Annotated in this window: 11 protein-coding genes and 1 pseudogene; 2 read left to right on the top strand and 10 right to left on the bottom strand. The window is 47.5% G+C overall.

The genetic code is table 11. The features are described 5' to 3' along the window. The first annotated feature begins 11 nt into the window (after positions 1-11). Positions 12-1415, top strand: a complete 1404-nt coding sequence (locus DXA36_RS12350) for a glycoside hydrolase family 32 protein (RefSeq protein ID WP_118679574.1) — start codon at positions 12-14, stop codon at positions 1413-1415. 87 nt (positions 1416-1502) lie between these two features. Here the strand turns inward: DXA36_RS12350 and DXA36_RS12345 are convergent. The 6 genes and pseudogenes from DXA36_RS12345 to DXA36_RS12320 all read right to left on the bottom strand — a co-directional run. Continuing rightward, positions 1503-1685 (bottom strand): annotated as a pseudogene (locus DXA36_RS12345) (UPF0175 family protein); the annotation flags it as partial. A 19-nt stretch (positions 1686-1704) separates the two neighbouring features. Continuing rightward, complete coding sequence (locus tag DXA36_RS12340; RefSeq protein WP_118679648.1) at positions 1705-2952, bottom strand: adenosylhomocysteinase; 1248 nt, start codon at positions 2950-2952, stop codon at positions 1705-1707. Between the two features lie 179 nt (positions 2953-3131). Then, positions 3132-3764 (bottom strand): GNAT family N-acetyltransferase, encoded by a 633-nt coding sequence (locus DXA36_RS12335; RefSeq protein WP_118679570.1) that lies wholly within the window; start codon positions 3762-3764, stop codon positions 3132-3134. Between the two features lie 3 nt (positions 3765-3767). Then, on the bottom strand, positions 3768-4604 hold the full coding sequence (locus DXA36_RS12330; RefSeq protein WP_118679568.1) for a methyltransferase domain-containing protein: 837 nt from the start codon (positions 4602-4604) through the stop codon (positions 3768-3770). A 171-nt stretch (positions 4605-4775) separates the two neighbouring features. After that, positions 4776-5750, bottom strand: coding sequence for an aldo/keto reductase (locus tag DXA36_RS12325; protein WP_182479040.1), 975 nt, complete (start codon positions 5748-5750; stop codon positions 4776-4778). Positions 5751-6022: 272 nt separating this feature from the next. Continuing rightward, complete coding sequence (locus DXA36_RS12320) at positions 6023-6778, bottom strand: hypothetical protein (protein WP_118679564.1); 756 nt, start codon at positions 6776-6778, stop codon at positions 6023-6025. Positions 6779-7162: 384 nt separating this feature from the next. Here DXA36_RS12320 and DXA36_RS12315 point away from each other — a divergent pair, with 384 nt between their 5' ends. Then, the gene (locus tag DXA36_RS12315) at positions 7163-8500 is read left to right on the top strand and encodes a hypothetical protein (protein ID WP_118679562.1); all 1338 of its coding nucleotides are present in this window, start codon (positions 7163-7165) and stop codon (positions 8498-8500) included. Here DXA36_RS12315 and DXA36_RS12310 read toward each other — a convergent pair. Genes DXA36_RS12310 through DXA36_RS12295 form a run of 4 tightly spaced genes read right to left on the bottom strand, consistent with a single transcriptional unit; the run spans position 8497 to position 16185 of the window. Then, positions 8497-10761: an alpha-L-rhamnosidase gene (locus DXA36_RS12310; RefSeq protein ID WP_118679560.1), complete on the bottom strand. Its 2265-nt coding sequence runs from the start codon at positions 10759-10761 to the stop codon at positions 8497-8499. The two genes, DXA36_RS12315 and DXA36_RS12310, sit on opposite strands and share 4 nt — an antisense overlap. 4 nt (positions 10762-10765) lie before the next feature. Beyond that, positions 10766-12778, bottom strand: coding sequence for a beta-galactosidase (locus tag DXA36_RS12305; RefSeq protein ID WP_118679558.1), 2013 nt, complete (start codon positions 12776-12778; stop codon positions 10766-10768). A gap of 4 nt (positions 12779-12782) precedes the next feature. Further along, a complete protein-coding gene (locus tag DXA36_RS12300; RefSeq protein WP_118679556.1) occupies positions 12783-14336 on the bottom strand; it encodes a response regulator transcription factor in 1554 nt (517 codons plus the stop codon). Continuing rightward, positions 14329-16185 (bottom strand): sensor histidine kinase, encoded by a 1857-nt coding sequence (locus DXA36_RS12295; protein WP_182479039.1) that lies wholly within the window; start codon positions 16183-16185, stop codon positions 14329-14331. Before DXA36_RS12295 ends, DXA36_RS12300 begins: the two co-directional genes overlap by 8 nt. Positions 16186-16307: the final 122 nt, after the last annotated feature.

Below are 16307 nucleotides of genomic sequence, written 5' to 3'. Positions count from 1 at the left end.
AATCGGAACTCATGCAAACAAAAAATACCTACAGGCCTGCCGTTCATTTTACCCCTCCGGCAAACTGGATGAACGACCCTAACGGCATGGTATATATAAACGGCGAATATCATCTCTTTTACCAGTATTATCCGTCGGCCCCCCACTGGGGGCCGATGCACTGGGGCCACGCGGCCACCCGGGATCTGCTCCATTGGGAGCATCTTCCCACCGCGCTGTATCCCGATGAGCTGGGCTGCATCTTTTCCGGCTCCTGCGTACTGGATAAAGATAACGTATCAGGCTTTGGCAGTACGGATAAGCCGCCGCTGATAGCCGTTTATACCAGCCATCATACAGAAACGCACCAGGAACAGCAAAGCATTGCATATAGTCTGGACTATATCCATTTTGAGAAATACTATGGAAATCCGGTGATCACCGGGGAAGGAAAAACGGATTTCCGCGACCCGAAGGTATTCTGGAACCCGGTTAAAAAATGCTACAGCCTGGTTCTGGCCGCAGGAGAAAACGTGGAATTTTACAGCTCCCCAAATCTGAAGGATTGGGAAAAAACAGGGGAATTCCAGGCCGGAATCCACGGGCTGGGCGGGATCTGTGAATGCCCCGACTGTTTTCCCCTTAAGACGGAGGAAGGGGAAAAATGGGTCCTTATTATCAGCATGATACTGCCCCCGGAAGAAATAGGAAAACACAATAACGCATACGACCGGATGTCCCATATCACACAGTACTATATCGGTACCTTTGACGGAAATACCTTTACGGACACGGAGGAATCCGGCTTCCCTCTCCTGCCAGACTTCGGAACCGATAACTATGCGGCGGTAACGTTTCAGAACCTGGAAGAAAAGGTGATGATCGGCTGGGCCGACAATTGGGATTATGCCGCCAAGGCGCCCACGCAGAATGACGGTTTCCGCGGCAAGATGACCCTCGCCAGGGAAATGAAGCTCGTTAAAACGGACCGGGGATACCGGATCGCCTTTTCCTTTGCCGGCACAAAAGCCCTGGAAGCGGGTGCCTTTCCTTTGACAGAGGGGGATAACCGTCTGCATACGGATTCCTTCGGGCTGAAAGCGGCAGTCAACGGCACCGGCAGCATCACCCTGGCAAACGACGCCGGCGAATCTGTGGAAATCGCAGTTACGGAAGACGAAATCATAGTAGACAGGCGCCGCGCCGGGCAGACTTCCTTCCAGGAGGATTACGGCAAAGAATCCTACGGCCTGAACCGTGCCCCCAGGCTCCTGCATCATACCTCGCAGATGGAACTTATTTTTGACAGATGTGTCCTGGAGGTTCTTGCTGATGACGGGATGACTCCCTTTACCATCAGCCTTTTCCCCACACAGCCTTATGATAACATAAGCGTGGCCGGGGATATCCGGGCAATGCTGTATCACCTTCGCTAATTATCCTTTTTTTGTATCGCTTATCCGGAAGCCCCGGCTTAATATTAAGCCGGGGCTTCCCATGATCTGCCGGGATTATTTTATCTTTAATTCCTCCAGAAATTCTTCCTCTGTCATTCCTGCTATCTGTGCGCAATATCCTATGGAGACGCCGCTCTGGGTATAATATCCAAGAGCCACTGCCCGTCTTGCGAACTGATTGGCTTCCTCTCTGCTCATCTTAGTATCAAAAAGAACTTCGTCCGGTATACTTATAGCGATCTGGCACATAGCCATTCCTCCTGCTTTTCTACACCAGCGATTGATTCAGATATGCCTCCTGATCCGCCGTCAGGGTATCTATTTCCTTGCCCATGAAACGAAGCTTTCTGGCCGCCACATCCTCATCAATTTCCACAGGGACATCAATAAGCATTTGGGTCATCTCTTTTCCATGCTCCACCAGATATTTGGCGGAAAGCGCCTGAATGGCAAAGCTCATATCCATGATTTCCGCCGGATGGCCGTCGCCTGCCGCCAGGTTCACAAGACGTCCCTCCGCCAGGACGAAGATCCACTGTCCCGTGGGCAGCTTATAACCCATAATATTTTTACGCATTTCTCTGGATTCCACAGCCATTTCACGAAGGCCGGCCATATCGATCTCGCAGTCGAAATGTCCTGCGTTGCACAGGATGGCACCTTCCTTCATCACGGCGAAATCCTCCGCATCGATCACCTTGTCGCAGCCTGTAACTGTTACAAAGAAATCGCCGACACCGGCGGCTTCCTTCATGGGCATTACCTCGAATCCGTCCATAACCGCCTCAATAGCCCTGACCGGATTGATTTCGGTTACGATTACTTTGGCACCCAATCCCTTTGCCCTCATGGCAACACCTTTGCCGCACCAGCCGTAACCGGCTACCACAACGTTCTTTCCGGCCACTATCAGGTTGGTGGTACGCATCACGCCGTCCCAAACGGACTGGCCTGTGCCGTATCTGTTATCAAAAAAGTGCTTACACTGTGCATTGTTAACGCGAATCATGGGGAATTTCAAATCCCCCGCCTTATTCATAGCCTCCAAACGGATAATTCCTGTGGTTGTCTCTTCACAGCCGCCCAGGATATTGGGGATCAGCTCCTTCATTTCCGTATGGACCATATGCACCAGATCGCCGCCGTCATCAATAATGATATTGGGACCTGCCGCCAGCACAGCACGGATATGTGAATTGTACTCCTCTTCCGTTGCCCCGTACCAGGCGTGTACCTCCAGCCCGGCCTTTACCAGAGCCGCCGCCACATCATCCTGTGTGGAAAGCGGATTAGAGCCGGTAACATACATTTCAGCACCGCCTGCTGCCAATACCTTACACAAATATGCGGTTTTTGCTTCCAGATGGACGGAAAGAGTGACCTTTTTCCCGGCAAACGGTTTACTCTGGCTGAATTCCTCTTCCAGCATGCGGAGCAGGTCGCAATTCCTTTTGACCCATTCGATCTTCTGCTCGCCGGATTCGGCCAGGTTCATGTCTCTGATTTCGCTACTCATATTAGTTCCTCCTAAAATTTGCAGTTTCCGCCCCGTTAAAGGGACGGCATACATTACATTCACCAGCCGAATTTTTATTATAGTGATGGTCGTCTGTCCTGTCATCACTGGAGTATCCGTTCTTATGGTAGCAAAGATAACGCAAAAATGCAAGACTGTCCTAAGTAATGTGTGTAGAGTTACAATTCACGGCTGCGCTCTGTCCGCTGGCTTCTCCCTGGCCCAGACTCCCATTCCTCCTTTAAAAGCCGGTATTCCACCCGATCCCGCAGCTGTCCGTGCATCCACACTTTCTTTTTCATATCCGCTTCTTTGATCATACCGCTTTTCATCATTACCATCTCGGATCCTTTATTTTCCCGGTCGCATCCCGTCGTTACCCGGCAGACCCCGTCCTCCTCGAATGCAAACCGCAGTACCTCACGGAAGGCTTCCGTCATATATCCTTTTCCCCAGAATTTTTTTCTGCTGAAATAGCCCGCATGAACCAGCTTTCCCACAGGGGTTTCTTCCAGAACCGTATAGCCGGTTTCCCCTATTAACTCTCCCGTCTCCCGCTCTTCCATACGCAGGAAATATTCCTTCCTGGGCCGTGTGCCAACCGCCCCCACGGAGGTCATCAGATCCTGACGGGATTCCTCCAGGCTGTGTGTCATAATATCGGGAAGGTAATACATTACTTCCGGATCGGAAAGCAGGGCATGGTGACTTTCCAAATCCTCAGGACAGTGTTCCCGCAGGATCATCCTTGCCGTCTCAAGACGTATGGGAGCATTCTCCCTTTTCTTTTCCTCTGTTATGATTTCTTTCATTTTTTATTCTCCCTTTCCATCCGGCATTTTCCTGGCAAATACGGTATCCATACAGTGCCTGTGGGGAATGCCGCTGCTGCTGCAGTCAAATATCACTTCCCTGCAGTCCTCGATCCTCCAATCCCTGTAGTAGGTGAACAATTCACCCGACACCCAGTTTTCGGAATTCAGATCCGAATCCGGCGGTTCCGGGATAAACGGCTTATCCACAAATACATTCACCGCATGCATTCCCCCGGGTGCCGTATGAGAGAGGTAATTTCCCATTATTTCCTCCCGCAGGCCGGGCAGGATATGATGGAATACCCCGGAGCTGTAAATAATATCATACTCCTCATCCAGACGGAAATCCCGCAGATCCGCCCGGAAAAAATGAATATCCGCCTGATGGATGTCCGCCAGCCTCCTTGCTTTTTCTATCCCGGACTCCGTCACATCAAATGCCGTAACCTGATAACCGTTCCTGGCAAAAAATACCGCATCCTTGCCTTCTCCGCAGCCCACCTCCAGAAGCCGCAGAGGCCTGGTGGGATAACACCTGTTAAGGACCTCCATGCACATCTTATTGGGCATGGTTCCCCAATAATAGTCCTCGGTATTATACCGCTCCTCATAAGGCGTCACTTTTTTCTTTTTAGGGATATATCCCATCAGTGTGTCAATATCTGTTTCCAGTAATCCGGCCAGAGCCGGAAGCAGAGTAATATCGGGAAGTGACTGGGCATTTTCCCATTTGGATACCGCCTGGGACGAAATACTCAGCTTTTTCGCAAGCTCCTCCTGGGTATAGCCCTTTGATTTACGGAATCTGGCAATGTTATCGGATAATCTTATTTCCATTGTTTGCTCCTATCTTTACGCTTTGCCGGCATTTATTACATTGACACATCCTGTAATCACATGGGACATGCCTGTTTCCCTTACCGCTTCATTGTATCACTTCCCGGCTCCGGCGAAAATAACGGGACAATAGAAAAACCGGCAGAATCCAACTGCCGGTTGTAATAATTCCTACCAATGATAGGACTGCATTCTTTTTAATGCCACCAGGTTGTGCATCATTTCTTCCGGAATATCCTGCTCAATACTCACAAGCGCCTGCTTCAGCTGTTCCTCACTGCTAAAACCGGCTATGGGTATGGAAGGGAATGCCGCCCGTTTCACATAGCTGTACAGAAAATCCGTCACCTGATAGCCTTCACTCACATACAGCTTCAGCTGCCGCAATATGGCCTCATTCGCCTCTGCGTGATACCGCGCCTTCTGTTGGGGAGAAACCGGCTTTCCGGCCATCCTTTTGGAAAAATAACCGCCTGCCATACACATATAAGCCATAAAACTCAGGCCGGTATCCTTCTCATACTGATAATACGCATCATCCAGGATGGTCAGCTGCGGTTCCACCAGCGTCTCCGGAACCACATCAGCCAGGACAAACATCATCTGGTTACAGGCAAATCCCCGCAGCCCGTGCTCTCTGGCATAAGCATCCGCCTCCTTCAGACGATCCAGGCTCCAATTGGAACAGCCGTAATAACGCAGACTGCCCTTTTTCACCTCTTCCTCCAGTGCCTCCAGCAGCTCTCCCACCGGCACCTGGGGGTTATCCCTGTGCAGAAAATATAAATCAATATAATCCGTCTGCAGCTGTGCCAGGCTCTGCTCCACATCCTGATGAAGGTTCTTCACATCCACCCGTGAGCAAAGCATATTATCAATGGGAGGATGACAACCCTTGCTGGATACAACCACCTTATCCCGCTTTCCTTTCAGCCATCCCCCAATGACCTTTTCACTGCGGCCTCTTTCATCACAGGCCCAATCGCCATAAACGTGCGCGGTATCAATAAAATTTCCCCCGCCTTCCATAAAAATGTCCATCTGCCGGAACGCTTCCTCCCGGCTCCTTTTTGTGCCGAAATCTGCGGTACCCAGGCATAGCTGAGAAACCTGCAGATCCGTGTTGGTCAGATTGACTCTGTCCATTGCTAACCCCGCCTTTCCCTTTTCTGTCGGTAAATTATAATATAAGAACATATAGTAACTGTTCAGCAGATCTGCGCACTTGCCGTACAGGCCGCTGGAAAACGTATAGCAAAAACAGGTGAATCTGTCACCGAAGGCGATTTTGCATGGATATTTTCCTGTCCTTGTGAAAATACTGAACAGCTATGATATAACATTCTATCATTGTATGAAGAAAAGAGGAAGGGGCAGAACACTTTTCTCAAGGATGAACAGCGTATATCCGTAACTTATCAGATACCTGTATGATCCATGAATTGGCGGACAGACTCTGCTTTGGCTGCTTCCTTTATCCATTTCTTCAGTACCGGTAAATCGGACTCGGAAAGGATTCTCTGGCGCAGTTCAGGGGGGATCTGCCCCAGTTCCTCCAGAAGTTCCAGTACGGCTTCGGCTTTACCTTCGGCTTTTCCCGCTTCTCTTCCCACCTGAAATTCATCAGCACGGATTTTTTTCATTTCCTCTTCTTCGTTATATTCAAAGATTGACATCGCAATCACCTCCGCCCTCTGCGCGGACAAAAAGTCTGCCAGTATATCATTCCGGACGCATTCCGTCACCGCCCGGTCCACGGCCTCCGCAATTTCCATATCCTCCGCGTATTTTCGGATGCATTCCACAAACCGGGGCACGGGAATTTTCTGCAATTTGCTTGAATACAGGGTTATTCCCCTCGCATACTTCTCCAGCTGTCTGGCAATGTACAAGAGATCCCGCAGCGGCATATTCGGATTGAAGGTAGACTGATGCTCATATAGGTTCATTTCTGAATCAAACAGGAATGAAACATCATTTTTTACGCCCATATAGATTGCGTTTTCCAGTGTACAGATTTCCATCGCACTGGTGTCCTCATAAGCGGTTCCGTTCAGTGCATTATATAATTCCAGCAGTTTTTCCCTGTCTTTATACAACATACGGAACACCGTATCCTTATGGTTTCTCACCACGTGTAGTTCTTTTGCTTCCCTGGAATGCTTTTCTTCCATAGACTGCTCCTTTCTGCAATTGTGAGCAGGAAGCTGTCTGAAAGAATATGCCGTAATCCTCTTCTGTCCAGCAACCCCTGCCTGTATAAATGGATGGTAAGCATAGAGTTTCTGAATAGAAATAGAAATTAAGATGGCCCAGGCCCTGATTCATAGAAAAATATGCTTGTTTTTATCTTAGCATGCCATTCCCATTATTGCAATGATATATTTGCCTCTTGACGTGAATTCCTTCCGCAACCACAATTTGCTTGTAATTTCATTCTAACCCCTTCATAATATGGATGATACCCCAAAACAGACGATTATGCTTTGATAAAGACATCTGCCGACAAATGTATATGCATTGCTTGTACCGCTGTCCGCAGTTAACAGGAGAATCCCATGATATTTCAGAAAGAATACATAACCGCCGTCCTCATGCCCCAAATCAGGGAACTATGGCAGTCTTCCGAAAGCACCTTTCCCGCTTTCCTCCCGGAAGTGTGCCCGGCTGAAAAAAAGGCGAATGAGGATTGGATTACGGAACAGACGGAACACATACAGCTGCACCTGAAATCATTTCCTTCCCGCCGTCCTCTTCCTTTTTCCCATAAAAAAGAAAAGGGACAGCTCACCCTCCGCCAGCAGGCCTGGATGCAGGATATGGAAGGCCTTTTCCACACGCTTCTTCTCACCGAACCGGTGCTGGGTATCCGGAATGCCCTTCCCCCTCATACCCTGGATGCCTTTCAGGATAAAATGAAGCTTTTTCTCCGCAAGGTACGCAGCTTCGCACCGGAAATGAAGCCGGAGGATATGGGGCAGGCCATCCGCAATTACATGGTTTATGCCATATTCCGGGAACAGAACAGCCTTTCCCAGGAATGCCCTTCCTCCATTTTCGGTTACAGTATGCTATATCCCTTTACCGATAATTTTCTGGACGATCCGGCCCATACCGCGGAGGAGAAAAAGCACTATAATCTGCTCATCCACCATAAAATCAGCGGCCAGCCTGTGACGCCCCTTTCTTTGCATGAAGAAAAAACAGCCATGCTCCTGGATGCCATAGCGGAAAGTTATCCCGGGCCGGAAGCCGAAGCCGCTTATGGAGCCGATTCTGATGCGGATATCCGGCAGGGCCTTCTGCTGATGCTGGAGGCACAGGAAATCAGTCAGAAACAGACAGACCCCTCCCTTTTGCTATCAGAAAGAAATATTCTGGATATTTCCATATACAAAGGGGGATTGTCGGTACTCATCGATCGCTATTTCATTAATCACAGGATAACAGAAGAAGATATCCTTTTTTATTTCGGCTTTGGTTTTCTGCTGCAGCTTAGCGATGATCTCCAGGATATCGCCCAGGATCAGGAAAGCGGCAGCCGCACGCTTCTTTCCTGCTGTAAAAACCGGGAGGAGACGGAGGCTGCGGTAAACAGGCTGTTTCACTATACGGACCGGCTGTTCGGCTTCTCTCCTTCTCCCAGGCCGGCTTTCCGGGACTTTCTTCTTTTAAACTGCTATCAGCTGATCCTTTCCTCCGCCGCAGGCAGCGGGAATTTTTTTAATACCGGCTATCTGGAAAAACTGGAACGGGCTTTCCCTGTCTCTTTTTCCTACCTGAACCGGATGAAGGATAAAATCCCCGCATCCTTTACTGCGGGAAAACCGGCGGAAGAGGAACGTATGATGGATATGCTGGATGCATTTTTGTGTAGGGAAGAAGTTATTTTTTAATTCCGATTTGATATAAGCACCCGGCATTCAAAAGTATCTTCTTTTACTTCGTATTCCCTCCGGCCATTTAAAAAGGTATATCCCGCATCCAATTCTAACATCAACATTATATTGTGCGGCTTTCGGATAAAGAAAAAAATCTCATCATTCCGGCGTACCCAATACACATTAAGCTTTCCATGAGGCGTTTCATGACTTGCCTGTGCAAACGTAAGCGCATCAATAAAATGGGGGTGGATGACAGCCTTCGCACCGTCACTTCCTGAAGGATTGTAGCGAATACCCGCAATCTGTTTTATCATCCAATGACTCACGTCTCCAAAAAAGTGATGATTTCTCGATGTGACCACCGCATTCTCCGGCTGAAACTCCTCCCACAATGAGGTGGCCCCCCGGACAATCCAATTACCGTATGATGGGAAGTCTGTACGCGTAATCATGCGGTATGCCAGATTACTGTATCCAAATTCAGACAACACATGAAACAGTACGCGCGCACCCAAAATGCCGGTATCCATATGCTCATCTTCCGCATGAATAAACTTCAGCAGCTGCTGGAAGCCATTTACCGCTTCTGTCTTTGTAAAAACTCCATAGAAAATGGCCATGGCCTGTGATGTCTGACAATTTCCTTTGACACAGAACGCGGAAAAATCAACAAGATGCTTCCGTATACTTTCCCGCAGAGACTTAGCAAGCGCTTCTGCAAAATCACGCTCAAGAGGCATATGTATTACCTCGAGCAAAAAGGCCGCTTTATAAGCCATATCCATACTTAAAATGCTGTCCGTCACCACCTGCGGTGCCTTTGGTGTATTAGCAGGACGCGCCGGTTGGCACCAGTCCCCAAGACCGAAACCAATCAGACCGTTTTGATCCCTTTTTGCGGACAAAAAATGCAGATAACGCAGAATTGCCCCATAATTCTCTTCGATAATCTGTGTATTGCCACGATATATGTAGGTATAATACGGCAGGTTGACAATCACATTATCCCATGCAGGCCCTGCCCAGCCATCGACACCCCAACCGCCTGTAGGCACAATTCCGGGGAAAGCGCCATCCTCTGTCTGGGCTTTACGAATATTTCTCAGCCACTCCTGAAAACTTGTTTCCGGATTTAAGTTGAGCAGCATATGTTCCGCCGATACCGATGCATCACCCGTCCAGCCGTTTTTCTCCCGGTGGGGACAATCTGTAGGAAAATAATAAAAATTGGAAAGTGTGGAAATGCGTGTCATTTCCTGCAATTTATTTAATATTTCACAGGAACAGGAAAAGCTTCCCCGCTCCTGTAAATCAGAGTGCAAAACCAAATATTTCAGTAAGTTCCGCGTTGCCTGCTGTTTTGTAATTCCTTTTACAAATACATATCTGAAACCATGGTAGGTAAAGCTTGGCACATAGTTTTGTTCCCCTTTTCCATTACATATAAAAATATCCTTTTGCACATAACCTTCCGGTACAAACGCAATATTTTTAAGATCCAACCGTCCATTCTCCAGCAGCCGCTCCCCATGTTCCAATGAGATTTCCTGCCCCCGTCTTCCCGTCACCTGCAAAGAGCACAAACCTGCACGGTTGACGCCAAAATCGTATAAGTACCCATCATCTATAGGGGTGATGGACACAGGTTCAAGTATCTGGCTGCATACTATCGGTTCGCACTCACAAATCCGGGCCTCCCCGCGGGGTACTTCCAAAAAGACGGCGGGTTTCCAGGCAGAATCGTCAAATCCTTTTTGCGTCCATCCCCCCTGCTCCTTTGTGGAATCATAATGCTCCCCGCATCGTAATTCATCAAATACTATAGGTGAAGCAGCACAAAGCACACTTTCATCACTTTGCACCCGTATTTCTTCTTTTGTTTCCGTCACCGCTGTCAGGCAAAAGCTCACTCTCGGGGAGCCGCGGAAGGGAGCCTTGTCAAATTCCCAAACCGCCCCGCCGAACGCATTCTGCATACCATTTCCAAGCAAAATACCGATGATATTTTCACCTTCCGTCAGGTACTCTGACACATCATACCGATCAAAATACAGCAAATCATCAGGTGCACTAATATATGGAGCCAGATATCCTTTTGTAATTTCTCTTCCGTTTACAAACAATCTGTAAAATCCTAATCCACAGATTAGCATTTCCGCACTTTTTACAGGCAAAGACAGGGAAAAGCTCTTCCGTAAACAGGGTGCCGGGATATGCCGGGAAAAATCACTGTATTCTGCCGATGACCCAATAAAACGAGCCGGTAATTTCATTTTCTTACCCTTCTTTCCAATCGTATCCCCATCCGCAATCCATAAAAACCGTCTCTCCCTGAACGGCTTTTACAGAAAGCTTGCAGGTATTTCTTTCCATAGGCACTTCCAGATAAATATTGTCTTCCTCTGTCAGCGGCTGCACTTTAATCGTAATACTGCGCGGAAAAAGATCCCGTACGTCGATTACCCATGTGTCCCCATAACAGAACCAATCTGCAATCAATTTACCCTCATGATAAGCCTGGGCCACATTACCAATCGGATCTACGAGCAGGTAGGTTTCGTTCTCATCCCATGTCACCAGAAATTCCCGGGTCTTATCCGTAAGCCCCAGATACCGGAACTGTGTAAACGGAATGCTTTCATGCACGCACTGCAAAGCAAGCTTCCTACCTCTTTCGGGCACAAAACTCCGGGGATGTTCCAGCTTGAGAATGGTATTTCCAGCCAAAACACCCGATTCCGTCAATGCAATTGTTTCCTCTTCAAAATAACACAAAGGCTCATTTCCCTGAATGGGTAAAAAACGCCATATTTCATTCCCGTCCGCCCCCCGCTCCACCGACAACGGCTGTGCCGTTGCATACTTCAGCCGTTTGCCGCCAATGGTCAATCCCACCGGTATAATGCAGCAGCTATCCGACGCCAGATAAAGCTTCTCCAATAAAATTTCTCTGTTCTGCAGCAAAATAGAAAGCGTTATATTTTCATGAGCCGGCATCTTAAAATTCCGCTGTAAATTATTCAGAAAGAGGAAGCCTTCCACACCATCTGTACGCAGGGCGGCACGTAAAGTCTTCGTATCCATACGTTCCCGGGGCACCATATCCGGCAAAAGGCTCTCCATATGGCACAGCCTTTCTCCAAAGCTTTTCACGAACTGATGCAGTAAATTAAGCGCCGTATAGGAAGGACGGATCTGGCCGCACTCTCCAATGGGAGCCTGGAAATCATAGGAACAAACAGGATAATCATTCAAGTAACCGGTTTCCCTGCTCTCCTGTGTAGTAACACCATGCAGAACAGGGTTGCTTCCTCCGTGATACATATAGTAACCCAGAAGATTGCAGCCGCTTCCTAACATGGTAAACGGTATCGTAAAAACATCTTTGGCCGATATCAGAGGCCTGCGGTGATAGGTCACCTGATTCCCGCCGCCGATTTCACAGGTTAAAAACGGTACAGTTCCCTGGCAGTCTCCGCTTTTGCTGCCGTTTTCCTGGTTTTGCCGTGTTACTGATAAGACATCCGTACCAATCATGGCATCATTCCGTTCTTTTGTAAAAAAATTATGCAGGTGGGGAGGCAGTTTCTTTGTATGCTGTTCCCAGGGGGCTTCTGGGTAACCGCCGAACACAGGCAACAATTCCTGAACAGGAAACGGCGCCCCATCCCCCCACGCTGTTGCGGTAAATAAAGGTGCACATAGCCCGCTCTCCAGCAGCAGTTTCTTTATTTCAAGCAAATATGTATGATTCTGCATCATCTCATTTTCTGCCTGGACACCGATAATATTTCTGCAGCCTTTTGTCTGATCTGCAATTTCCCGGAAGAATCGCTTCACATATCCCAAATAAACTTTATCCATGCAGCGCAGCTTACCGTGACAAGCCAAATCCAGCCAATCCGGGAAACCGCCATTTCGGCATTCGCCATGTGCCCAAGGCCCCGGCCGGAGAAAAAAGTACAGGGAGTGTTTCTCACAAAGCTGAATAAACGCACGGAGGCTGTAATTACCCTCCCAGTTAAATTTACCCGGCTCTGTTTCATGATGCAGCCAGAATACATAGGAAGATATGATTTCCACTCCGCCGTCCTTCATTTTCAACAGTTCTTTCTCCCAATCCTTTTGCAGGATGCGCGAATAATGTAGTTCACCCATAACAGGCAGCCAGGCTCTGCCGTCCTTTGTAAGATAATGTGTGGTAACACCGATATCACTTCCCCCGCACCGCATAGTCTGGCGTATTTCTTCACCCACAAGCGGCGTAACTCCTCTCGCATCAAACTGCATTGTATTAACCTCTCTCTTTTATCCTGTAATCTTTAGGATATGCACCAGTCACCTTTTTAAAAACACTGCAGAAATATCCATAAGATGCATAACCGGAAAGCTCTGCTATCTCTGCAACCGTCTTATCTGTAGTTCGCAGCAGTTCTATGGATTTTTTTACCCGCACATTATTCATGTAATCGGTAAATAACATTCCTGTCTCATTCTTAAATAATTGTCCAAGATATACCGGATTGATTTTATATTGCTCCGCAAGACTTTTCAGCGTTACGTTTTCCCCCTGCTCCATTGCGTTTATTGCTCTTACCACATGCAGGCTCATTTCCGTTTCCGCTTTACATATTCTATCTATTTTTTTCATAGCCGATGTAGCCAGAATCTCCAAAAGGCTGTCAATCGTCTGCGCCTGTGTAATTTCATCAAATACTCTTACAAGATCATACTCCTCCTGCGCCGTACCTCCCACCTTTAATTTTGAGATACTATACATCAGTTCCATAACCGGTATTTTAATTGCGTTTGGTGTCTGCGCGCCGCTTTGTGTCAGGATCCTTTTTAAGCTCTCCACAAAAGTTTTCACACCTGCTTCATCCTTCTGCGAAATAGCTTTCAGCAATTCCTGTGAATCCACCTCCATAGGTTTGCTTTTTTCGTTCATAAGGCATGAAACCGCATATTCATCCGCCACGGTCCCGGGGGGCAGTATCAATCCAAATTCTGCCAAGAACATGGCGTCCGAATAGCTTACGCTTAGCTGCATGAAATCTTCCTGCAGCTTTCCCAGAGAAGATATTGCATTGAGACGCATACGGGACAGCGCCTGTCCGGCCCGTATAAGCGCCTGCTTAATCTCCTCCCGGCATAAATCAAGGCTGCCCCACAGAGCTGCCAGAAAATCCCCCCGCTCTCCACGGCACACCGCAAAACGGGCCTGTTTGACACACCCCAGTTCTGTACAGATAACGCGTAATACATTTTTTTCACAGGCAATGGTATCCCTTTGAGTCAGCAACTCATAGTTCCGCACGCGCAGAACACTTACCTGGAAAAATTTTTCCGTCAAATCAATATCCAGCACCCCGGCCCTATGCTGAAATGCATTTATATCAATCTTCCCCGTAATCCAACGATAACAAATAGCATCCCGGAATTCATAAATACTATTCCTGGCCTTGCTTGCATCCTCTTCCAGCTTTGCAATCAAATTTGTAAGGGTAAGAATCAGCTCATTTTCATCCACCGGCTTTAATATATAGTTTTCAATTCCAAGCTGGATTGCCTTTTTGGTATAGCTAAAATCACTGTATCCGGTCAATATGATGCACCTTGTTTCAGGAGAAACCTCATGCAGTGCGGAAATCAGTGCAAGACCGTCCATTTCTTTCATACGGATGTCCGTCACTAGAATATCCACCGGATTTTCACGAATATACTGCAGGGCACTCTCCCCGTCCGTAACCGCAGCCACAAGATTAAGGCCCAGCTCATTCCAGCATATAATTGTTTTTAGCCCCTCTAAAATAGCAGCTTCGTCATCCGCAAGCAATACATTATACATAATCTTCCCCTGTCCCCTTCCCCTTTGCACCGATTGTCAGCTGTACCGTAAGCCCTTCCCCCGGCCTGCTCTTTATATGGATACCATATTGCATACCATAAATCAGCTTCAGCCGTTTATTCACATTCGCAAGCCCTATATGCTTTTCCCTGGAGGTATAATTTTCTATCTGCATATTCAGATCCTCCAGCTGCTTATCCGTAAGCCCTGGTCCGTTATCCTGTATAGTAAATAAAATATCATTGTCCTGTCTATGTGCAGAAATGGAAATAACGGCATTTTCTTCCGCCAATCCATGCACAAGGGCGTTTTCTACTATAGGAAGCAAAATATGGGTGGAAATCCTGCTCTTACGGATTTCAGGACAAATATCCAGCTTTACACGGATGCTGCTTTCTCGGCGTATCTCAAATAAGCGGACATAAAGCATACAGCATTCTATTTCTTCGCTGATGGTTGCAAGGGCCCCGCGCCCTACACTTTCCCTGAAAATATCAGACAATATTTTTACCATAAGCGCAGTATCCATACAACCATCCACCACAGCCTTCATACGGGCCACCTCCAGCATATTATAAAGAAAATGGGGATTTATCTGGGCCTGCAGGGCATAAATTTCCGCGTCCTTCTGACACAAAACGGCTTCATTGCGCTGTCGTTCGGCCTGCTGCTGCAAAGCGGCTTTCTCCCGCAGACTGTTACACATATCGGTCAGGCTATGGGCAATTAAATCCAACTCATCCTCCTTGGGCGTTGTGGGAATACGGGTGTACATATTCCCCTGCTTTATACTGCCGATACCGTCCGTTATAATGGATATACGCCTGGAAATACGTCTGGAAAATAACAGGACAAGAAAACTCACCGCCACAAGCGCTGCTCCCATCATGGAAAATGTAAATACATTCAATGCCCTGATTCTCGAATATAACTGCTTCTTGTCCGTCAGGCATACTACCCGGAACCCAAAGCGTTCATTCTCAGCAATTCCCATTAAATATTGTGCGGACTCGTATATTTTAGCCCCCATACTGTGGTACCGTTCCATTTCCCGGAAATCACTTCTATCACCAACAGGATCCAATCCATAATTCATATCCAGGCTGTACAAAACCTCATCGTTATCTGACAGCACCAATATTCTCCTGCTCTTTTCTCCCGGAACCCCCTTAAGCTCTCCGGATATTTTATTCAGGTCATAATGAAATGCCAGAATAGCGATAATATGGGTCAGATTTCCCGGTTCACGGATAAAATCATACATGGAAATCGTGCCGTTAAGCAAACCGCCATCCTCTCCCCTGTCCAAATAGACAGAATAAAATATCCGGTTCTCTGAAATATTTGTATCTGACTTATTCTTTGCATCGGCAAGCAATTTCTTCATGGCGGCTTCTCTATGATGAAAACCACCTGTCTGCAGCAATTCCGCCTGCTTGCCATACTCCAAACCATACAAACTCACCCCGGACAATGCATGATCTGCATAACCATAGCGGGAATTAAGCATTTCACTGCATTGCTGTATGATAGTAATATCCTCTCCCGGTGTATTGCTGCCGGCAAAAAAGGTCTGCACAGCGTAACGGATATCCGCATCCTGATACATTCCATAATGAAAACGTTTTACCGCATTCATTTTTTCTTCAAAAAAATCATTCATAGTAATCAATGACTGACGGCTGTCCCCGATGGCATCGTCCCTCATCATAATACTCACATAAGCGCTTAGAACTGTTGATAAAAGTATAACCACCGAAAAACTTGTTATCATGCAAAAAAGAATAAGCCGGATAATAAAACTGGATTTTATCCCCAGCCTTTTCTTTCCCTTTCCTTCCTTTTTCATAGTATCTCTCATTTTTCCGCCGGTCTCATCACACATTTGTCCATTCCTTCTTCTTATGTGCCGCTTTTCAGATGGTTCTAAAATCCGCAATGGGCAAATTCACCCATTGCGGTAAAACACAC

Origin of the sequence: Eisenbergiella sp. OF01-20 (assembly GCF_003478085.1) — a bacterium.
Classification (GTDB): Bacteria; Bacillota; Clostridia; order Lachnospirales; family Lachnospiraceae; genus Eisenbergiella.
This window is presented reverse-complemented; position numbering and strand designations above follow the sequence as displayed.

What these genes read in the sequence shown, in the direction of transcription:
- DXA36_RS12315 (WP_118679562.1), top strand. Translation starts at nt 7,163, where the DNA reads ATGATATTTCAGAAAGAATACATAACCGCCGTCCTCATGCCCCAAATC.
- DXA36_RS12305 (WP_118679558.1), bottom strand. Translation starts at nt 12,778, where the DNA reads ATGCAGTTTGATGCGAGAGGAGTTACGCCGCTTGTGGGTGAAGAAATA.
- DXA36_RS12335 (WP_118679570.1), bottom strand. Translation starts at nt 3,764, where the DNA reads ATGAAAGAAATCATAACAGAGGAAAAGAAAAGGGAGAATGCTCCCATA.
- DXA36_RS12325 (WP_182479040.1), bottom strand. Translation starts at nt 5,750, where the DNA reads ATGGACAGAGTCAATCTGACCAACACGGATCTGCAGGTTTCTCAGCTA.
- DXA36_RS12320 (WP_118679564.1), bottom strand. Translation starts at nt 6,778, where the DNA reads ATGGAAGAAAAGCATTCCAGGGAAGCAAAAGAACTACACGTGGTGAGA.
- DXA36_RS12340 (WP_118679648.1), bottom strand. Translation starts at nt 2,952, where the DNA reads ATGAGTAGCGAAATCAGAGACATGAACCTGGCCGAATCCGGCGAGCAG.
- DXA36_RS12295 (WP_182479039.1), bottom strand. Translation starts at nt 16,185, where the DNA reads ATGAAAAAGGAAGGAAAGGGAAAGAAAAGGCTGGGGATAAAATCCAGT.
- DXA36_RS12330 (WP_118679568.1), bottom strand. Translation starts at nt 4,604, where the DNA reads ATGGAAATAAGATTATCCGATAACATTGCCAGATTCCGTAAATCAAAG.
- DXA36_RS12310 (WP_118679560.1), bottom strand. Translation starts at nt 10,761, where the DNA reads ATGAAATTACCGGCTCGTTTTATTGGGTCATCGGCAGAATACAGTGAT.
- DXA36_RS12350 (WP_118679574.1), top strand. Translation starts at nt 12, where the DNA reads ATGCAAACAAAAAATACCTACAGGCCTGCCGTTCATTTTACCCCTCCG.
- DXA36_RS12300 (WP_118679556.1), bottom strand. Translation starts at nt 14,336, where the DNA reads ATGTATAATGTATTGCTTGCGGATGACGAAGCTGCTATTTTAGAGGGG.